This window comes from Kitasatospora phosalacinea (assembly GCF_030268885.1).
GTDB classification, from domain to species: Bacteria; Actinomycetota; Actinomycetes; order Streptomycetales; family Streptomycetaceae; genus Kitasatospora; species Kitasatospora phosalacinea_C.
The window spans coordinates 14,364-27,945 of record NZ_BSSA01000036.1 but is presented as its reverse complement, the minus strand read 5'-3'; the positions used below and the strand labels follow the sequence as shown (position 1 = coordinate 27,945).

The following is a 13,582-nucleotide window of genomic DNA, read 5'->3' as shown; positions in this document are numbered from 1 at the left end:
TTTCTGGGCAGATGCAAAGCAACGCCCGCTCCCGAGCCGGCCGGCGCGGAAGGGGCGAAATCACGAGCCTAACAAGTTCCGGGCGCGGACGGGAGGTCTGCGGGCGGCCCGCGGCGCTCCCCGGGCGGGACGCCCTCCGAAAGGGTGAGCGAGGCGGCGGGCGGGCGCGTTACTCCTTGTCGGGGGTGCAGCCGAGCAGCTCCGCGGTGGTGCCGCGGGCCGTGGTCCGCAGCGTGACCACCTCGACGTAGCTGCTGCCCGCGGCCGGGACCCGGAAGTCCGACTGGCCCACCACCGCGCCGTCCGTCCCCTGCGAGCGCACCGTGCACACCCCGGAGGTGCCGTCGCTCTTGCGCACCGACAGCTGCAGCTGCACCTCGGTGTCCGACACCGTCTGGAAGGTCGGCACCGTACCGTTCAGCCGGGTCTCCCGCAGCAGGTACGAGCCGCCCAGCCAGGCGACCAGCCCGAGGAACAGCACCCCGCACACCGCCGCGGCCACCCGCAGCTTGCGGTCGGCGGCCCGGTCGCCGCCCCGGCCGTAGCGGTCGGCCGGCGGGGCCGCGGCGGCGACGGTGCGCGTCTCGGGCGTAGGGCTGTGGTCCATGGCGGGCTCGGTCCTTTCGCGGAGCGGCGTTCGTCCCTCGGTGGGAATGGACGGGCCCTCCAGTCCGTCACTATAGGAGGGGCACGACCGCGCCGGAGGAGGCGGGGGAGCCGAACCCGACGAACCGGACATACCCGTACCTGAAGGGGACCAGGCGTTGAGCGAGCAGTTGCGTTTGATGGCGGTGCACGCGCACCCGGACGACGAGTCCAGCAAGGGCGCCGCCACCATGGCGATGTACGTGTCCCAGGGGGTGGAGGTCCTGGTCGCCACGTGCACGGGGGGCGAGCGCGGCTCGATCCTCAACCCCAAGCTCCAGGGCGATCCCTGGGTCGAGGAGAACATCCACGAGGTCCGCCGCAAGGAGATGGACGCCGCCCGGGAGATCCTCGGCGTCCAGCAGGCCTGGCTCGGCTACGTCGACTCCGGCCTGCCGGAGGGCGACCCGCTGCCCCCGCTGCCCGAGGGCTGCTTCGCCCTGGAGGACGTCGAGGTCGCGGCCGGGGCCCTGGTCAAGCTGATTCGCGAGTTCCGTCCGCACGTGATCACCACGTACGACGAGAACGGCGGCTACCCGCACCCCGACCACATCATGACCCACAAGATCACCATGGTGGCCTTCGACGCCGCCGCCGACCCCGCGGCGTACCCCGAGGCGGGCGAGCCCTGGCAGCCGTCCAAGCTGTACTACAACCACGGCTTCCCGATGGGGCGGATCCGCGCCCTGCACGCCTACCTCAGCGAGAACGGGCACGACTCCCCGTACGGCGAGTGGATCGAGGGCTGGGAGAAGTCCGGCCGGGCCGAGCGGGAGATCACCACCCGGGTCGAGTGCGCCGACTTCTTCGAGGTCCGCGACAAGGCCCTGATCGCGCACGCCACCCAGATCGACCCGGACGGGCCGTGGTTCCGCGTCCCGATCGAGATCCAGCGCCAGGTCTGGCCGACCGAGGACTACGAGCTCGCCAAGTCCCTGGTCGACACCGACCTGCCGGAGGACGACCTGTTCGCGGGCCTGCGCAAGTAGCCCTTCGTCCCGCTTCGCCCCACCCCGTACCACCCCCCGGTGACCCGGCCGTCCTAAGGTCGGGTCACCATGGAGGAATGAGCAGCCCCGTGAACCCCGTCCAGCTCGCCGGCGCCCTGGCCCTCGACGAGACCAAGGTCACCCCCGGTCTCCTCGGCTTCGTGGTCTTCGCGGCCCTCGGCATCGCCACCTGGTTCCTCCTGAAGTCGATGAACGCCCGCTTCAAGAAGATCGACTTCACCGAGCAGCCGGACCCCAAGGACGACTGACCCGCCGGGCGGTCGCGACCGCCCCGGACCACCACCGGCCTCACGACCGCCGCACCCGGCCCGTCGGCTCCGGCCGCATCGTGACACGCACCAGTGCGGTTCGGGCGGACTGCCGGTCGAGTCGGCCGGCGGGCGGGGCCGGTGGGCACCGGATCCGTGTTCGGCGGTGGATCCGGGGCCCGGGTGGGCGAGGATGAGGGCATGCCGAATCGCCTCGCGGACGCGACCTCCCCGTACCTGTTGCAGCACGCCGACAACCCCGTCGACTGGTGGGAGTGGGGTCCCGAGGCGTTCGCGGAGGCGGAGCGGCGGGGGGTGCCGGTGCTGTTGAGCGTGGGGTACGCGGCGTGCCACTGGTGCCACGTGATGGCGCACGAGTCGTTCGAGGACGAGGCGACGGCGGAGTTCCTGAACGGGCGGTTCGTGGCGGTGAAGGTCGACCGGGAGGAGCGGCCGGACGTCGACGCGGTGTACATGGAGGCGGTGCAGGCGGCCACGGGGCAGGGCGGGTGGCCGATGACGGTGTTCCTGACGCCGGGGAAGGAGCCGTTCTACTTCGGAACGTACTTCCCGCCGGAGCCGCGGCACGGCATGCCCTCGTTCCGGCAGGTGCTGGAGGGCGTGGACAAGGCGTGGACGGGGCGGCGCGAGGAGGTGGCGGAGGTCGCGGCGCGGATCGGGCGCGACCTCGCGGAGCGGGCCTCGGTGTACGCGGTGGGCAGCGGGGTGGGGAAGGCGCCGGGTGAGGCCGAACTGCACGCGGCGGTCGTGGAGTTGACGCGGTCGTTCGACGAGCGGCGGGGCGGGTTCGGCGGGGCGCCGAAGTTCCCGCCGTCGATGGTGCTGGAGTTCCTGCTGCGGCACCACGCCCGGACCGGGTCCGCGGCGGCGCTGGAGATGGTGGAGCGCACCTGCGAGGCGATGGCGCGCGGCGGGATCTACGACCAGCTGGGCGGCGGCTTCGCCCGGTACGCGGTGGACGCGACCTGGACGGTCCCGCACTTCGAGAAGATGCTCTACGACAACGCGCTGCTGCTGCGGGTGTACCTGCACCTGTGGCGGGCCACCGGCGAGGAGCGGGCGCGCCGCGTCGCGCTGGAGACCGCGGACTTCCTGCTGCGCGAACTGCGCACCCCCGAGGGCGGGTTCGCCTCCGCGCTGGACGCCGACTCGCCGGACCCGGCGAGCGGGAGGAACGCCGAGGGCGCGTACTACGCGTGGACGCCCGGGCAGCTGGCGGAGGTGCTGGGGGAGGCGGACGCCGCCCTCGCGGTGCAGCTGTTCGACGTCACCGGGACGTTCGAGCACGGCAGTTCGGTGCTGCAGCTGCCGACCGACCCGCAGGACGGGGAGGCGTACGCGCGGATCCGGGCGAAGCTGTTCGAGGCGCGGGCCGACCGCCCGGCGCCCGCGCGGGACGACAAGGTGGTGGCGGCCTGGAACGGGCTGGCGGTCGCCGCGCTCGCCGAGGCCGGTGCGCTGCTGGAGCGGCCGGACCTGGTCGAGGCCGCCGAGCGGGCCGCCGACCTGCTGATCGCCGTCCACCTGACCGCGGACGGGCGGCTGCTGCGCACCTCCCGGGACGGCCGGGCGGGGGCCAACGCCGGGGTGCTGGAGGACTACGCGGACACCGCGGAGGGCTTCCTCGCGCTGTACGCGGTCGGCGGCGACACCTCCTGGCTGCAACTGGCCGGGGAACTGCTCGACGTGGTGCTGCTGCACTTCACGGACGAGGCCTCCGGCGCGCTGTACGACACCGCGGACGACGCCGAGCAGCTGATCCGCCGCCCGCAGGACCCCACCGACAACGCCACCCCGTCCGGGTGGACCGCCGCCGCCGCGGCCCTGCTGACGTACGCCGCGTACACCGGCTCGGCCCGGCACCGCACCGCCGCCGAGCGGGCGCTCGGCATCGTCTCCACCCTCGGCACCCGCGCCCCCCGGTTCATCGGCTGGGGCCTGGCCGCCGCCGAGGCGCTGCTCGACGGCCCCCGCGAGGTCGCCGTGGTCGGCCCCGCCGACGACCCGGCCCGGGCCGCGCTGCACCTGGCCGCTCTGCGCTCCACCGCCCCCGGCGCGGTGGTCGCCGTCGGCGAGCCCGGCGACGCCGAGGTGCCGCTGCTGGCCGACCGCCCGCTGCTGGACGGCCGCCCCGCCGCGTACGTGTGCCGGCACTTCGTCTGCGAGCGCCCGACCGCGGACCCGGTGGAACTGGCCGAGCGGCTGCGCGACTGAGGGAGGAGGCGCGACTGAGCGAGGAGGACGGCCCGCCGGATAACCGGTGGTCACCGCCGCGGCGGGCGGGAGAGGATGCGGCATGGGCTGGACACTCACCACGTCGCTGGACGAATTCCGCACCGCCGCCGGGCCGTTCCTGGCGGCCCACCCCGCCGAGAACACCGTGCTGCTCACCATCGTCGACCGCATCGACCGGGACGGCCCGCAGGTCTACGGCGAGGCCCCGCCGCGCTACGGCTGGTGGCGGGAGCCGGACGGTGCCGTCACCGGCGTCACCCTGCGCACCCCGCCGTACGGGCAGCGCCTGGGGCGGATGACCACCGCCGCGGCCGAGGCACTCGCCCGGCTGCTCGCGGACGGCGACCAGCAGCCGGGCGACGCGGGCGGCGGGCGGGCGGAGGTGTTCGCCTTCGCCCGGGAGCTGGAGCGGCTCACCGGCCGCGGCTGGGCCGTCGCGACCAACGAACGGCTGTACCGGCTCGGCGAGTTGACGCCACCGCCGACCCCTCCGGCCGGGCGGGCCCGGCTCGCCGCCCCGGCCGAGCGGGAGCTGGTCGCCCGGTGGCTCGCCGCGTTCGCCGCCGAGGCGCAGGTGAACGTCCCCGGCGACCTGCAGGCCGACGCCGACCGGCGGATCGCCGCGGGCACCCTGCTGCTCTGGGAGGCCGAGGACGCCCGCGTCACCTCCCTCGCCGGGGCGAGCCCGGCCGTCGCCGGGATGTCCCGGATCGGCCCGGTCTACACCCCGCCGGAGCTGCGCGGCCGCGGCTACGCGAGCGCCCTGACGGCGGCGGCCTCCGCGCACGCACGGGCGGGCGGCGCGGCCGAGGTGCTGCTCTACACCGACCTCGCCAACCCCGTCAGCAACGCGATCTACCGGCGCATCGGCTACCTGCCGGTCGGCGACGCGGTGCACGTCGTCCTCGACTGAGCGGGCGGGAGGGGGAGTCACTCCCAGTCCCAGCGCAGGCCGAGCAGGCAGGGCGGCAGGTCGGCGGCCACCAGGTGCGCGCAGTGGTGGCCGTCCAGGGTCAACTCCTCGCTCTCCAGCGCGGACTGGTCCGGCGTGCGCCGGGTGAAGCGGTCGCAGCGGACGGGCAGCGCGCCCGGGTCGAAGGTGACCTGCAGGACGTACTGCCCGGCACCCGCGTTGAAGCCGCGGACGTACTCGCGGCTGGGCCCGGCGGACGGGGCCTCGTCGAAGCCGTAGCCGAGCAGGTGGGTGTCGCCGGTGCGCAGGCGGCGGTCCAGCAGGAGCTCGGCGACCAGCAGGTTCGCGGCCGGGTCGCGGCGGATCCGGCCGGGCCGGCAGTTCTCCTCGGCCCGGACCCGGACCCGTTCGATGTCGCAGCCCGGATCGCCCTGGTAGATGGCCAGGTAGCGGTCGATGCCGTCGCGGTGCGCCCGCAGCACGTGCTGGGAGTCGCGGCGCACCAGCCGCCGGTCCGCACCGACCCGGATCCGCTCGATGTGGGTGATGGTGTGCAGCCCGGTGTCGGGCGGCCCGGACAGCACGGCGAGCAGCCCGTCGACCGCCTCGGCCGGGCTGATCAGGTCCCGGTACGGGCGGACCGCCGGACCCGCCGGGGCGGGCTCGGGGGCGCTGCGGCGCGGGCCGAGCAGCCGGGTCAGCGAGTGCTCCGGCAGCTCCAGCACCTCCTCCAGCACCGCGACGGCGCGCAGCGACTCGGCCCGCTCGGGGCGCCGCAGCCCCTGCTGCCAGTAGCTGAGGCTGGTCACCCCGACCTGCACGCCGCGCTGCGCCAGCCGCTCGCGCAGCCGGTGCAGGGCGAGGCCGCGGGCGGTGATGGCGGCCCGCAGGGCGAGGTGGAACGGCCCGGTGCGCAGGGCGAGGGTCAGGTCGGACGGCGCGGACGGCTGCTGCATGGCCACCTTCTCGATCGACCGTGGATTGACCGCGGATTGACCGTGAATATTCACACCTCCGGGCCGTCCTGTCATCGGTCCGGGCGATATCCGCGCTGCCCAGGGCGGCCGCGTTCACACCGCCGCCGGGCCCGTTCACACCCCGACTGCCGTACGGGGAACGGCCGTTGACCTGCGCACCGGCCCGGCCGGATGCTCTTCCCGCGCCGTCCGGACGCGCCGCCCCCACATCCGCTCCTCGCCCCTGCCAGGAGGCCGACCCCCATGCCACAGCTCCCGATCCGGCTGCGCCGGACGGTCGCCGCACTCGCCCTGGGCACCCTCGCCCCGGTGCTGAGCGTGGCCGCCACCACCCCCGCCCGAGCGGCCACCGCCCCCACGGCCACGACCGCCGCCGTTCCCGCCGCCGCCCAGGCCCCCGCGCTGGCCGGCACCTCGCGGATCCTCGACATCACCATGCAGGCCCAGCAGCAGAGCAACTGGTGCTGGGCGGCCGGCGGCAACACCATCGCCACCTACTACGGCTACACCTACAGCCAGAACCAGTTCTGCAACCTGGCGTTCGGCCGCTCCGTCAACTCCACCTGCCCCAACAGCCAGGCCAGCCTGGCCGAGGTGCAGAACGCGCTGTACCGGATCGGCATCAGCACCGGCTCGTACGTCAACGGCTACCTGCGCTACTCCACGGTGCAGACCGAGATCGACGCCGGGCGCCCGGTCGAGACCCGGATCCAGTGGAGCTCCGGCGGCGGCCACATGAACGTCCTGTACGGCTACGACGTCAACAGCAACTGGCTGTACTGGGGCGACCCGTGGCCGTCCAACTACCGCTACAACTGGGGCGACTACGCCTACTACGTGAGCAACGGGTCCTTCTCCTGGACCCACTCCCTGTACCGGATCGGCGCGTGAGGAGCCACACCATGAGCAGCCACCGCGTCCACGCCACCCGCACCGCGACCACCCGCACCGCGACCGCCCTGGCGGCCGTCGCCCTCGCCGCCGTCGCCCTCGCCCCGGCGGCGCACGCCGCCGACACCCCCGCCGCGCTCGGCTCCGGCGAGCTCGCCGCCGCCCGCAGCGCGACCCAACAGCCCGCCGTACTGGACCAGTTGGGGCACTTCTTCGCCCGCAGGGGAGTGCCGCCCACCCAGCAGCTCGGGATCAGCGCGGCCGAGGAGGCGAAGGCCGCGACCGCGGCCGCCCCCCGCCTCACCGGCGACACCGTGCCCGTCTACACCCTCTCCGCGGCCTTCGTCGCCGGACGGGCCGGAACCCCGGTCGCCGAGGTCGAGTTCACCGCGACCGCCGCCGTCGCCGCGGACGGGCAGCGCGCCTCGGTCTGGACCGCCCGGCAGGGCGGCAGCTGGCGGGTCGTCAACATCGCCTCCGGCGGCGACGAGACCGACTACGCGGCCCGGGCCGCGGCGGACGGCGGCACCGCCTTCCGCGAACCGCAGATCGACGCCTGGTACGAGGTCAAGGGCGGCCGCGTGCTGCCGCTCGACGAGGACGCCCGCCGCTCGGTCGGCGACCGCGGCACCACCGTCGCCGCGTACCAGCAACTCGTCCACCAGCGCTACGGGGACAAGCTGCCCGGCTCCGCGTACGACGCCTCCGGCAAGGCGGGCGGCTTCGAGACGGCGGCCGCTTCGACGGGGACGGGCCGCGACGGTGCGCCGCTGCTCGCCGCGGGCGGTGCGGTCGGGCTGACCGCGCTGGCCGGGACGGCGGTCGGGCTGCGGCGGCGGAAGGCTCGCATCGCGTACTAGCGCGGAACCGGGAGCCCGGGGCTGCCGCAGGTCCGGGGACGGGCTTGCGGTGGTCCCGGGCTCCCGGTTCGGCCCGAAGCAGCACGGACCCTCCGACGGGCTCCGGCCGCCGGCAGCTCGGAGCCGCCGTTCCCCGGCCCCCGACGGGGCCTCCGACAGGGTCAGGAGGAGGCGCCCGCGAAGGTGCGGCGGTAGGCGAGGGGGGAGACGCCGATCGCGGAGTGCAGGTGCTGGCGGAGCGAGACGGGGTTGGCGAAGCCGACGCGGGTGGCGATCCGGTCGATGCTGAGGTCGGTGGCTTCGAGCAGGTGGCGGGCCAGTTCGATGCGCTGCTGGGTGAGCCAGCGGCCGGGGCTCTGGCCGGTCTCCTCCTGGAAGCGGCGGGCGAAGGTGCGGGTGCTCATGTTCGCGTGGGCGGCGAGTTCGGCGAGGCTGAGCGGCTCGTGGAGCCGGGTGAGGGCCCATTCGCGGGTGGGGGCGGTGCCGGTGCTGCCGGTGCTGGGCACGGGCTGCTGGATGTACTGGGCCTGGCCGCCGTCGCGCCACGGCGGGACGACGCAGATCCGGGCCGCGTGGTTGGCGGCGGCGGTGCCGTGGTCGCCGCGCAGGACGTGCAGGAAGAGGTCGACCCCGGCGGCCGCGCCCGCGGAGGTGAGGACGTCGCCGTCGTCGACGAACAGCACGTCGGGGTCGAGCCGGACCCGCGGGAAGAGGGTGCGGAAGTGTTCGGCGAGGGCCCAGTGGGTGGTGGCGGGCCGGTCGTCGAGGAGTCCGGCGGCGGCGAGCACGAAGGCGCCGGTGCAGATGGAGATCAGCCGGGTGCCGGGCCGGACCAGGGCGAGCGCGGCGCTGACGGCGGGGTCGGGTTCGGGGGTGGTCGGGACGGGACCGAACGGCGGGATCACCACGGTGTCGGCGTCGGCCAGGACCTCCGGCCCGTGGTCGGGGGTGACGGCGAAGTCGGCGTCGGTCCGGACGGGGCGGCCGTCGACGGTGCAGGTGGTCAGCTCGTAGCGGTCGGCGAAGCTGCCGAACACCCTCCGGGGGATGCCGAGTTCGAACGGGTACACGCCGTCGAGGGCGAGCACCACGACCCGGTGCGGAGCAGGCGAGGGGGCGGACGGTGACGCGGGGGCCATGGCGGACCTCCTGGCAGGATCCCATCGGACGGTGACCATCTTGCCACTCACGGCGGGCCGCCCGCACCCGCCAGGGTGGGGGCATGACGAACGACACGACGAACCAGGTGCCCACCATGCGCGCGATCAGCCAGGACGTCCTCGGCGGCCCCGAGGTGCTGCACCTGGTGGAGCGGCCCCGCCCGGTGCCCGGCCCGAGCCAGGTGCTGGTCCGGGTGCGCGCCGCGGGCCTGAACCCGACCGACTGGAAGCACCGGGCCGCGGGCCTCTTCCTCGGCGAACCGCCGTTCGTGCTGGGCTGGGACGTGGCGGGCACCGTGGAGGCGGTCGGCCTGGGCGTCACGCTGTTCGCCCCGGGCGACGAGGTGTTCGGCATGCTGCCCTACCCGTACGGGGTCGGCTCGCACGCCGAGTACGCGGTCGGCCCGGCCCGGGCGTTCGTCCGCCGCCCCGCCTCGCTGGACGTGGTGCAGGCGGGCGCGCTGCCGCTGGCCGCGCTGACGGCCTGGCAGGCGCTGGCGGACACCGCGCAGGTCCGGGCCGGGGACCGGGTGCTGGTGCACGCCGCGGCCGGTGGGGTCGGGCACCTGGCGGTGCAGATCGCCAAGGCCCGCGGCGCGCACGTGATCGGGACGGCCAGCGCGGCCAAGCACGACTTCCTGCGCCGGATCGGGGTGGACGAGCCGGTCGACTACCGGGCGGTCGACTTCGCCGAGGCGGTGCGCGACGTGGACGTGGTGCTGGACACCATCGGCGGCGAGTACCAGCTGCGCTCGCTGCGCACGCTGCGCCGGGGCGGACTGCTGGTGTCGATCCTGCCGTTCCCGGTCGAGGGCCTGGCCGAGGAGGCGGCCCGGCTCGGGGTGCGCACCTCGATGCTGCTGGTGGAGGCCGACCACGCGGGCATGACCGCGGTCGCGGACCTCGCGGAGCGCGGCCTGCTGCGGGCCGAGATCGCCGGGACGTTCCCGCTGGCGGAGGCCGCGAAGGCGCACGAGGTGGGCGACAGCGGCCGGGTGGCGGGCAAGCTGGTGCTGCTCGGCGACTGAGCCGCCGGACCGTCAGTGCGCGTCCAGCTCCTGGAGGTGCCCCAGGGCGAGGTCGAGCAGGTCGGCGAGGTCCTCCCGGCCGCCGCGGTCGGCCCAGTACAGGGAGGTCTCGGTGAGCGCGGCGGAGATCGCGGCGGCGGTGATCCGCACCTCGAGGGTGGGGGCGTCCAGGCCGGCCCGCTCGGTGAGCAGGTCGAGCAGCATGCCGCGCGGCTGGCCGGCGCCCTCCAGCATCCGGACCCGGACGGAGGGGACGGAGGCGGCCAGCCGCATCCGCTCGTACAGCTCGGCGCGCTCCTGCTCGCTGAGCATCCGGCGGACCAGCCCGACCAGCACCGCGCGGGCGGAGGTCAGGAAGGGCTCGTCCGCCGGGCGGGCCCGGATCGCCTCGGCCATCAGCGGGTCGTACTCGTCGGTGAGCAGCAGGTCCTCCTTGGTCGGGAAGTACCGGAAGAAGGTGGACGGGGAGACCTCCGCCGCGGCCGCGATCTGGTCGACGGTGGTGGCCTCCCAGCCCTGCTCGGCGAAGAGCCGCATGGCCTCCCGGCGGAGGGTCTGCCGGGTCCTCAGCTTCTTGCGCTCGCGCAGCGACAGCGGGGCCCCGGCGAGTTCCTCCAACGAGCGGGGGGAGGGGTCGGACGGGCGGGGCCGGGCGCTGCGCGGGGTGGTCATGCCGACGATTCTCCGGGATCACCCGCCGCCGCGACCACCGGCCGCACCGGACCGCCGGGCGTCGGACCGCCGGGCACCGGGGCACCGGCCACCGGTCCGGGGCCCGGGCCGGGGGCGGCCGCCGGGTCGGTGCCGGGCATCCGGGCCGTGACCAGGACGGCGGAGAGCAGCGCGAGCACCCCGGCGACCAGCATCACCAGCGTCATGCCGTGCAGGTAGGCGCCGTGCGCGGACGCGGCCAGCGCCGGGTCGCCGATCCGCTCGGCGACCGCGTCGGCGGCGGTCACCGAGCCGCGGGCCAGCTGCGCGGCGGGTTCGGGCGTGCCGCCGGTGTCGAGGCGGTCGCGGTACCCGGTGGCGAGCAGGGCGCCGAAGACGGCCACGCCGACCGCGCCGCCGACCTGGCGGAGGGTCTGGACCAGGCCCGAGCCGACCCCGGCCTTGGCGGGCGGCAGCAGGAGCAGCGCGGAGGCGGTCGCGGTGATCAGCACCAGGCCGAGCCCGGCGCCGAACAGCGGCAGCCACAGCGCCGTCCAGCCGTAGCCGTCCCCGGCGGAGGTGCGGCTGCCGAGCAGCAGGGCGAGGCCGGTGAGCGCCAGCCCGGCGCCGATCACCCCGCGCGGGGCGAAGCGGCGCACCAGCCGTTCGCCGGTCCGGGAGGCGACCAGCAGGCCGCCCATCATCGGCATCAGGCGCAGCCCGCTGCCGAGCGCGTCGGTGCCCAGCACGCTCTGGAAGTAGGCGGGCAGCACGAAGAAGCCGCCGAGCAGGACGACCGAGACCAGGGTGACGGCGACGGCGCACCACCGGAACACCGGTTCGGCCAGCAGCCGGAGGTCCAGCATCGGGTGCTCCCGGTGGCGACTGCGCCGCACCAGCCAGGTCAGCGCGAGCAGCGACCCGGCCAGCGCGCCGAGCACCCGGGCGTCGCCCCAACCGAGGTCGCCGCCCTCGATGACGCCCCAGGTCAGCGCGGACAGGCCGCCGGTGGCGAGCAGTGCGGCGAGCGGGTCGAGCCGGGGCGCGGCCGGGTCGGCGGACTCGGGGAGCAGCAGCAGGCAGGCGACGGTGCCGAGCAGCACCAGCGGGACGTTGACCAGGAAGATCGACCCCCACCAGTAGTGGCGCAGCAGCAGCCCGCCGACGATCGGGCCGAGCGGGACGCCGATCGCGGTCATGGTGGTCAGCAGGGCGGTGGCGCGGCGCTGTTCGGCGGGCGGGAAGACGGCCGGGACGACCGCCATCGACATCGGCATCACGAACGCGGCGGCCAGGCCCATCACCGTCCGGGCGGCGATCAGCGACCCGGGCCCGGAGGCGAGCGTGCCGAGCAGCGAGGCGGCGCCGAACAGGGCGAGCCCGAGCACCAGGGTGCGGCGGCGGCCGAACCTGTCGCCGAGCAGCCCGGCGGGCAGCAGGGCGGCGGCGAACACCACCGTGTAGGCGTCGACGATCCACTGCTGCTGCCCGGTGCCGACCTCCAACTGCCGGGCCAGGTCGGGCAGGGCGACGTTCAGCACGGTGGTGTCGAAGCCGATGACGAGCACGCTGAGCGCGACCGCCACCAGGGCGATCCAGCGGCGCGGGCCGGGCGGCGGTGCTTGGGGCGCGGGCATGCGGAGCCTCCATCCGGTAGTTTCTCTCAAATGAGAGTAACTATCAAAAGATGGCTGCCGTCAAGCGAAGAGCCCCCTGCGGGATTCCTGCCTCTGTTGTTGATGCGCTGTTGATCCCCCGTTCTCCCGCGGAGCGTGCTGAACATGTCACTGTAGGTGGGGAGTTCCCTGACGGTGTGTCAGGAGACCGGTCGGCCGGCGGGAGGTTTGCCGATGGAGTACGGTGCGGCGCGGTTCTGGAGCGGCGTGGTCGGTGTGCTGGCCGCGCTGGCCGTCATAGCCGGGTACCTGGCCGGCGGCGCCCGCCTGGTCTGGGTGGTCTCCGCGGTCGAGGTGCTGGCGGTGATGGCCTGGGTCGGCCACCGCTTCCGCGGCCGGGCCCACCAGCGCGCGGCAGGCGAAGGGCCCGACGCGGCGCACTGCGAGCGCTGCCGTCGGGCCCGGGAGCGGCTGGAGACCAGGGTCCAGCCGGTCCGCCGCTGAGGGGGGTCAGGCGGTGGCGGCGTACGCCACCAGCGAGACCCCCACGTACTGCACGATGAACGCGCCCAGGGTGAGGGCGTGGAACACCTCGTGGAAGCCGAACCAGCGCGGTGACGGGTTCGGGCGCTTGAGGCCGTAGACCACGCCGCCGACGGTGTAGAGCACGCCGCCGACGACGATCAGCGTCACCACGGCGGGGCCGCCCCTGTGCAGGAAGTCCGGCAGGAAGAACACCGCCGCCCAGCCGAGGGCCACGTAGCACGGGGTGTAGAGCCAGCGCGGTGCGCCGACCCAGAACACCCGGAAGGCGATCCCGGCCAGCGCCCCGCCCCACACCAGCCACAGCAGCACCTGCTGCCGCGCGCCGTCCAGCAGCAGGATGGTGAACGGGGTGTACGTCCCGGCGATGATCAGGAAGATGTTGGCGTGGTCGAGCCGGCGCAGCACCGCCTCGCCGCGCGGGCCCCAGGTGAAGCGGTGGTACACCGCGCTCACCCCGAACAGCATCCAGGCGCTCACCGAGTAGACGACGCAGGCGACCCGCGCCGCCGTCGAGTCGGCCAGGCAGATCAACACGATTCCGGCGGCCAGGGCGGCCGGGAACATCCCGGCATGCAGCCAGCCGCGCCACTTGGGCTTCATGAGCTCCAGCGCTTCCGCGGTCATGGGCAGCATCTTACGGAACCGTAGGTTACTGGCGCGTAAGGAAGTGGTCATCCTCACTCTTGTACGCGGAGTACAAGTCGACCTGCGTGATCAAGGTCTCTCCGGGGCATGCGCAGAGCATCACGGAGCCACCTAACCGGACACTCTGGAGTAAAGA

The 13,582-nt window shown here is 74.7% G+C and carries 14 protein-coding genes; 8 read left to right on the top strand and 6 right to left on the bottom strand.

Features of this window, described 5'->3' with window-relative positions; translation table 11 throughout:
- Nucleotides 1–169: 169 nt before the first annotated feature.
- Complete coding sequence (locus QSK52_RS34115) at nt 170–607, bottom strand: DUF4307 domain-containing protein (RefSeq protein ID WP_285740129.1); 438 nt, start codon at nt 605–607, stop codon at nt 170–172.
- Nucleotides 608–764: 157 nt separating this feature from the next.
- Between QSK52_RS34115 and mca the strand changes: the two genes are divergently transcribed.
- The 4 genes from mca to QSK52_RS34095 all read left to right on the top strand — a co-directional run bounded on the left by mca (nt 765) and on the right by QSK52_RS34095 (nt 5,072).
- Nucleotides 765–1,634 (top strand): mycothiol conjugate amidase Mca, encoded by an 870-nt coding sequence (gene mca, locus QSK52_RS34110; RefSeq protein ID WP_285740128.1) that lies wholly within the window; start codon nt 765–767, stop codon nt 1,632–1,634.
- A 77-nt stretch (nt 1,635–1,711) separates the two neighbouring features.
- On the top strand, nt 1,712–1,903 hold the full coding sequence (locus QSK52_RS34105; protein ID WP_285740127.1) for a hypothetical protein: 192 nt from the start codon (nt 1,712–1,714) through the stop codon (nt 1,901–1,903).
- A 201-nt stretch (nt 1,904–2,104) separates the two neighbouring features.
- Nucleotides 2,105–4,138, top strand: coding sequence for a thioredoxin domain-containing protein (locus tag QSK52_RS34100; protein ID WP_285740126.1), 2,034 nt, complete (start codon nt 2,105–2,107; stop codon nt 4,136–4,138).
- An 82-nt stretch (nt 4,139–4,220) separates the two neighbouring features.
- Nucleotides 4,221–5,072 carry a GNAT family N-acetyltransferase gene (locus QSK52_RS34095; protein ID WP_285740125.1) on the top strand — a complete coding sequence of 284 codons (852 nt, stop codon included), beginning with the start codon at nt 4,221–4,223 and terminating at the stop codon, nt 5,070–5,072.
- Nucleotides 5,073–5,089: 17 nt separating this feature from the next.
- On the opposite strand, the gene QSK52_RS34090 is transcribed toward QSK52_RS34095, so the two are convergent.
- Nucleotides 5,090–6,028: a hypothetical protein gene (locus QSK52_RS34090; protein WP_285740124.1), complete on the bottom strand. Its 939-nt coding sequence runs from the start codon at nt 6,026–6,028 to the stop codon at nt 5,090–5,092.
- Between the two features lie 264 nt (nt 6,029–6,292).
- On the opposite strand from QSK52_RS34090, the gene QSK52_RS34085 reads away from it, so the two are divergent.
- Nucleotides 6,293–6,940 carry a papain-like cysteine protease family protein gene (locus QSK52_RS34085; RefSeq protein ID WP_285740123.1) on the top strand — a complete coding sequence of 216 codons (648 nt, stop codon included), beginning with the start codon at nt 6,293–6,295 and terminating at the stop codon, nt 6,938–6,940.
- A gap of 11 nt (nt 6,941–6,951) precedes the next feature.
- Nucleotides 6,952–7,800 (top strand): hypothetical protein, encoded by an 849-nt coding sequence (locus tag QSK52_RS34080; RefSeq protein WP_285740122.1) that lies wholly within the window; start codon nt 6,952–6,954, stop codon nt 7,798–7,800.
- A 161-nt stretch (nt 7,801–7,961) separates the two neighbouring features.
- Here QSK52_RS34080 and QSK52_RS34075 read toward each other — a convergent pair whose 3' ends face one another.
- Nucleotides 7,962–8,939, bottom strand: a complete 978-nt coding sequence (locus QSK52_RS34075) for a GlxA family transcriptional regulator (RefSeq protein WP_285740121.1) — start codon at nt 8,937–8,939, stop codon at nt 7,962–7,964.
- Between the two features lie 83 nt (nt 8,940–9,022).
- Here QSK52_RS34075 and QSK52_RS34070 point away from each other — a divergent pair, with 83 nt between their 5' ends.
- Nucleotides 9,023–9,988, top strand: a complete 966-nt coding sequence (locus QSK52_RS34070) for an NADP-dependent oxidoreductase (protein WP_285740120.1) — start codon at nt 9,023–9,025, stop codon at nt 9,986–9,988.
- Nucleotides 9,989–10,000: 12 nt separating this feature from the next.
- Here QSK52_RS34070 and QSK52_RS34065 read toward each other — a convergent pair whose 3' ends face one another.
- The gene (locus QSK52_RS34065) at nt 10,001–10,660 is read right to left on the bottom strand and encodes a TetR family transcriptional regulator (RefSeq protein WP_285740119.1); all 660 of its coding nucleotides are present in this window, start codon (nt 10,658–10,660) and stop codon (nt 10,001–10,003) included.
- Nucleotides 10,657–12,276: an MFS transporter gene (locus QSK52_RS34060; RefSeq protein WP_285740118.1), complete on the bottom strand. Its 1,620-nt coding sequence runs from the start codon at nt 12,274–12,276 to the stop codon at nt 10,657–10,659. The genes QSK52_RS34065 and QSK52_RS34060 overlap by 4 nt, the downstream gene beginning before the upstream one ends.
- 213 nt (nt 12,277–12,489) lie before the next feature.
- Here QSK52_RS34060 and QSK52_RS34055 point away from each other — a divergent pair, with 213 nt between their 5' ends.
- A complete protein-coding gene (locus QSK52_RS34055) occupies nt 12,490–12,759 on the top strand; it encodes a hypothetical protein (RefSeq protein ID WP_285740117.1) in 270 nt (89 codons plus the stop codon).
- 6 nt (nt 12,760–12,765) lie between these two features.
- Here the strand turns inward: QSK52_RS34055 and trhA are convergent, their stop codons facing one another.
- Nucleotides 12,766–13,434: a PAQR family membrane homeostasis protein TrhA gene (gene trhA / locus QSK52_RS34050; RefSeq protein WP_285740116.1), complete on the bottom strand. Its 669-nt coding sequence runs from the start codon at nt 13,432–13,434 to the stop codon at nt 12,766–12,768.
- Between the last annotated feature and the right edge of the window lie 148 nt (nt 13,435–13,582).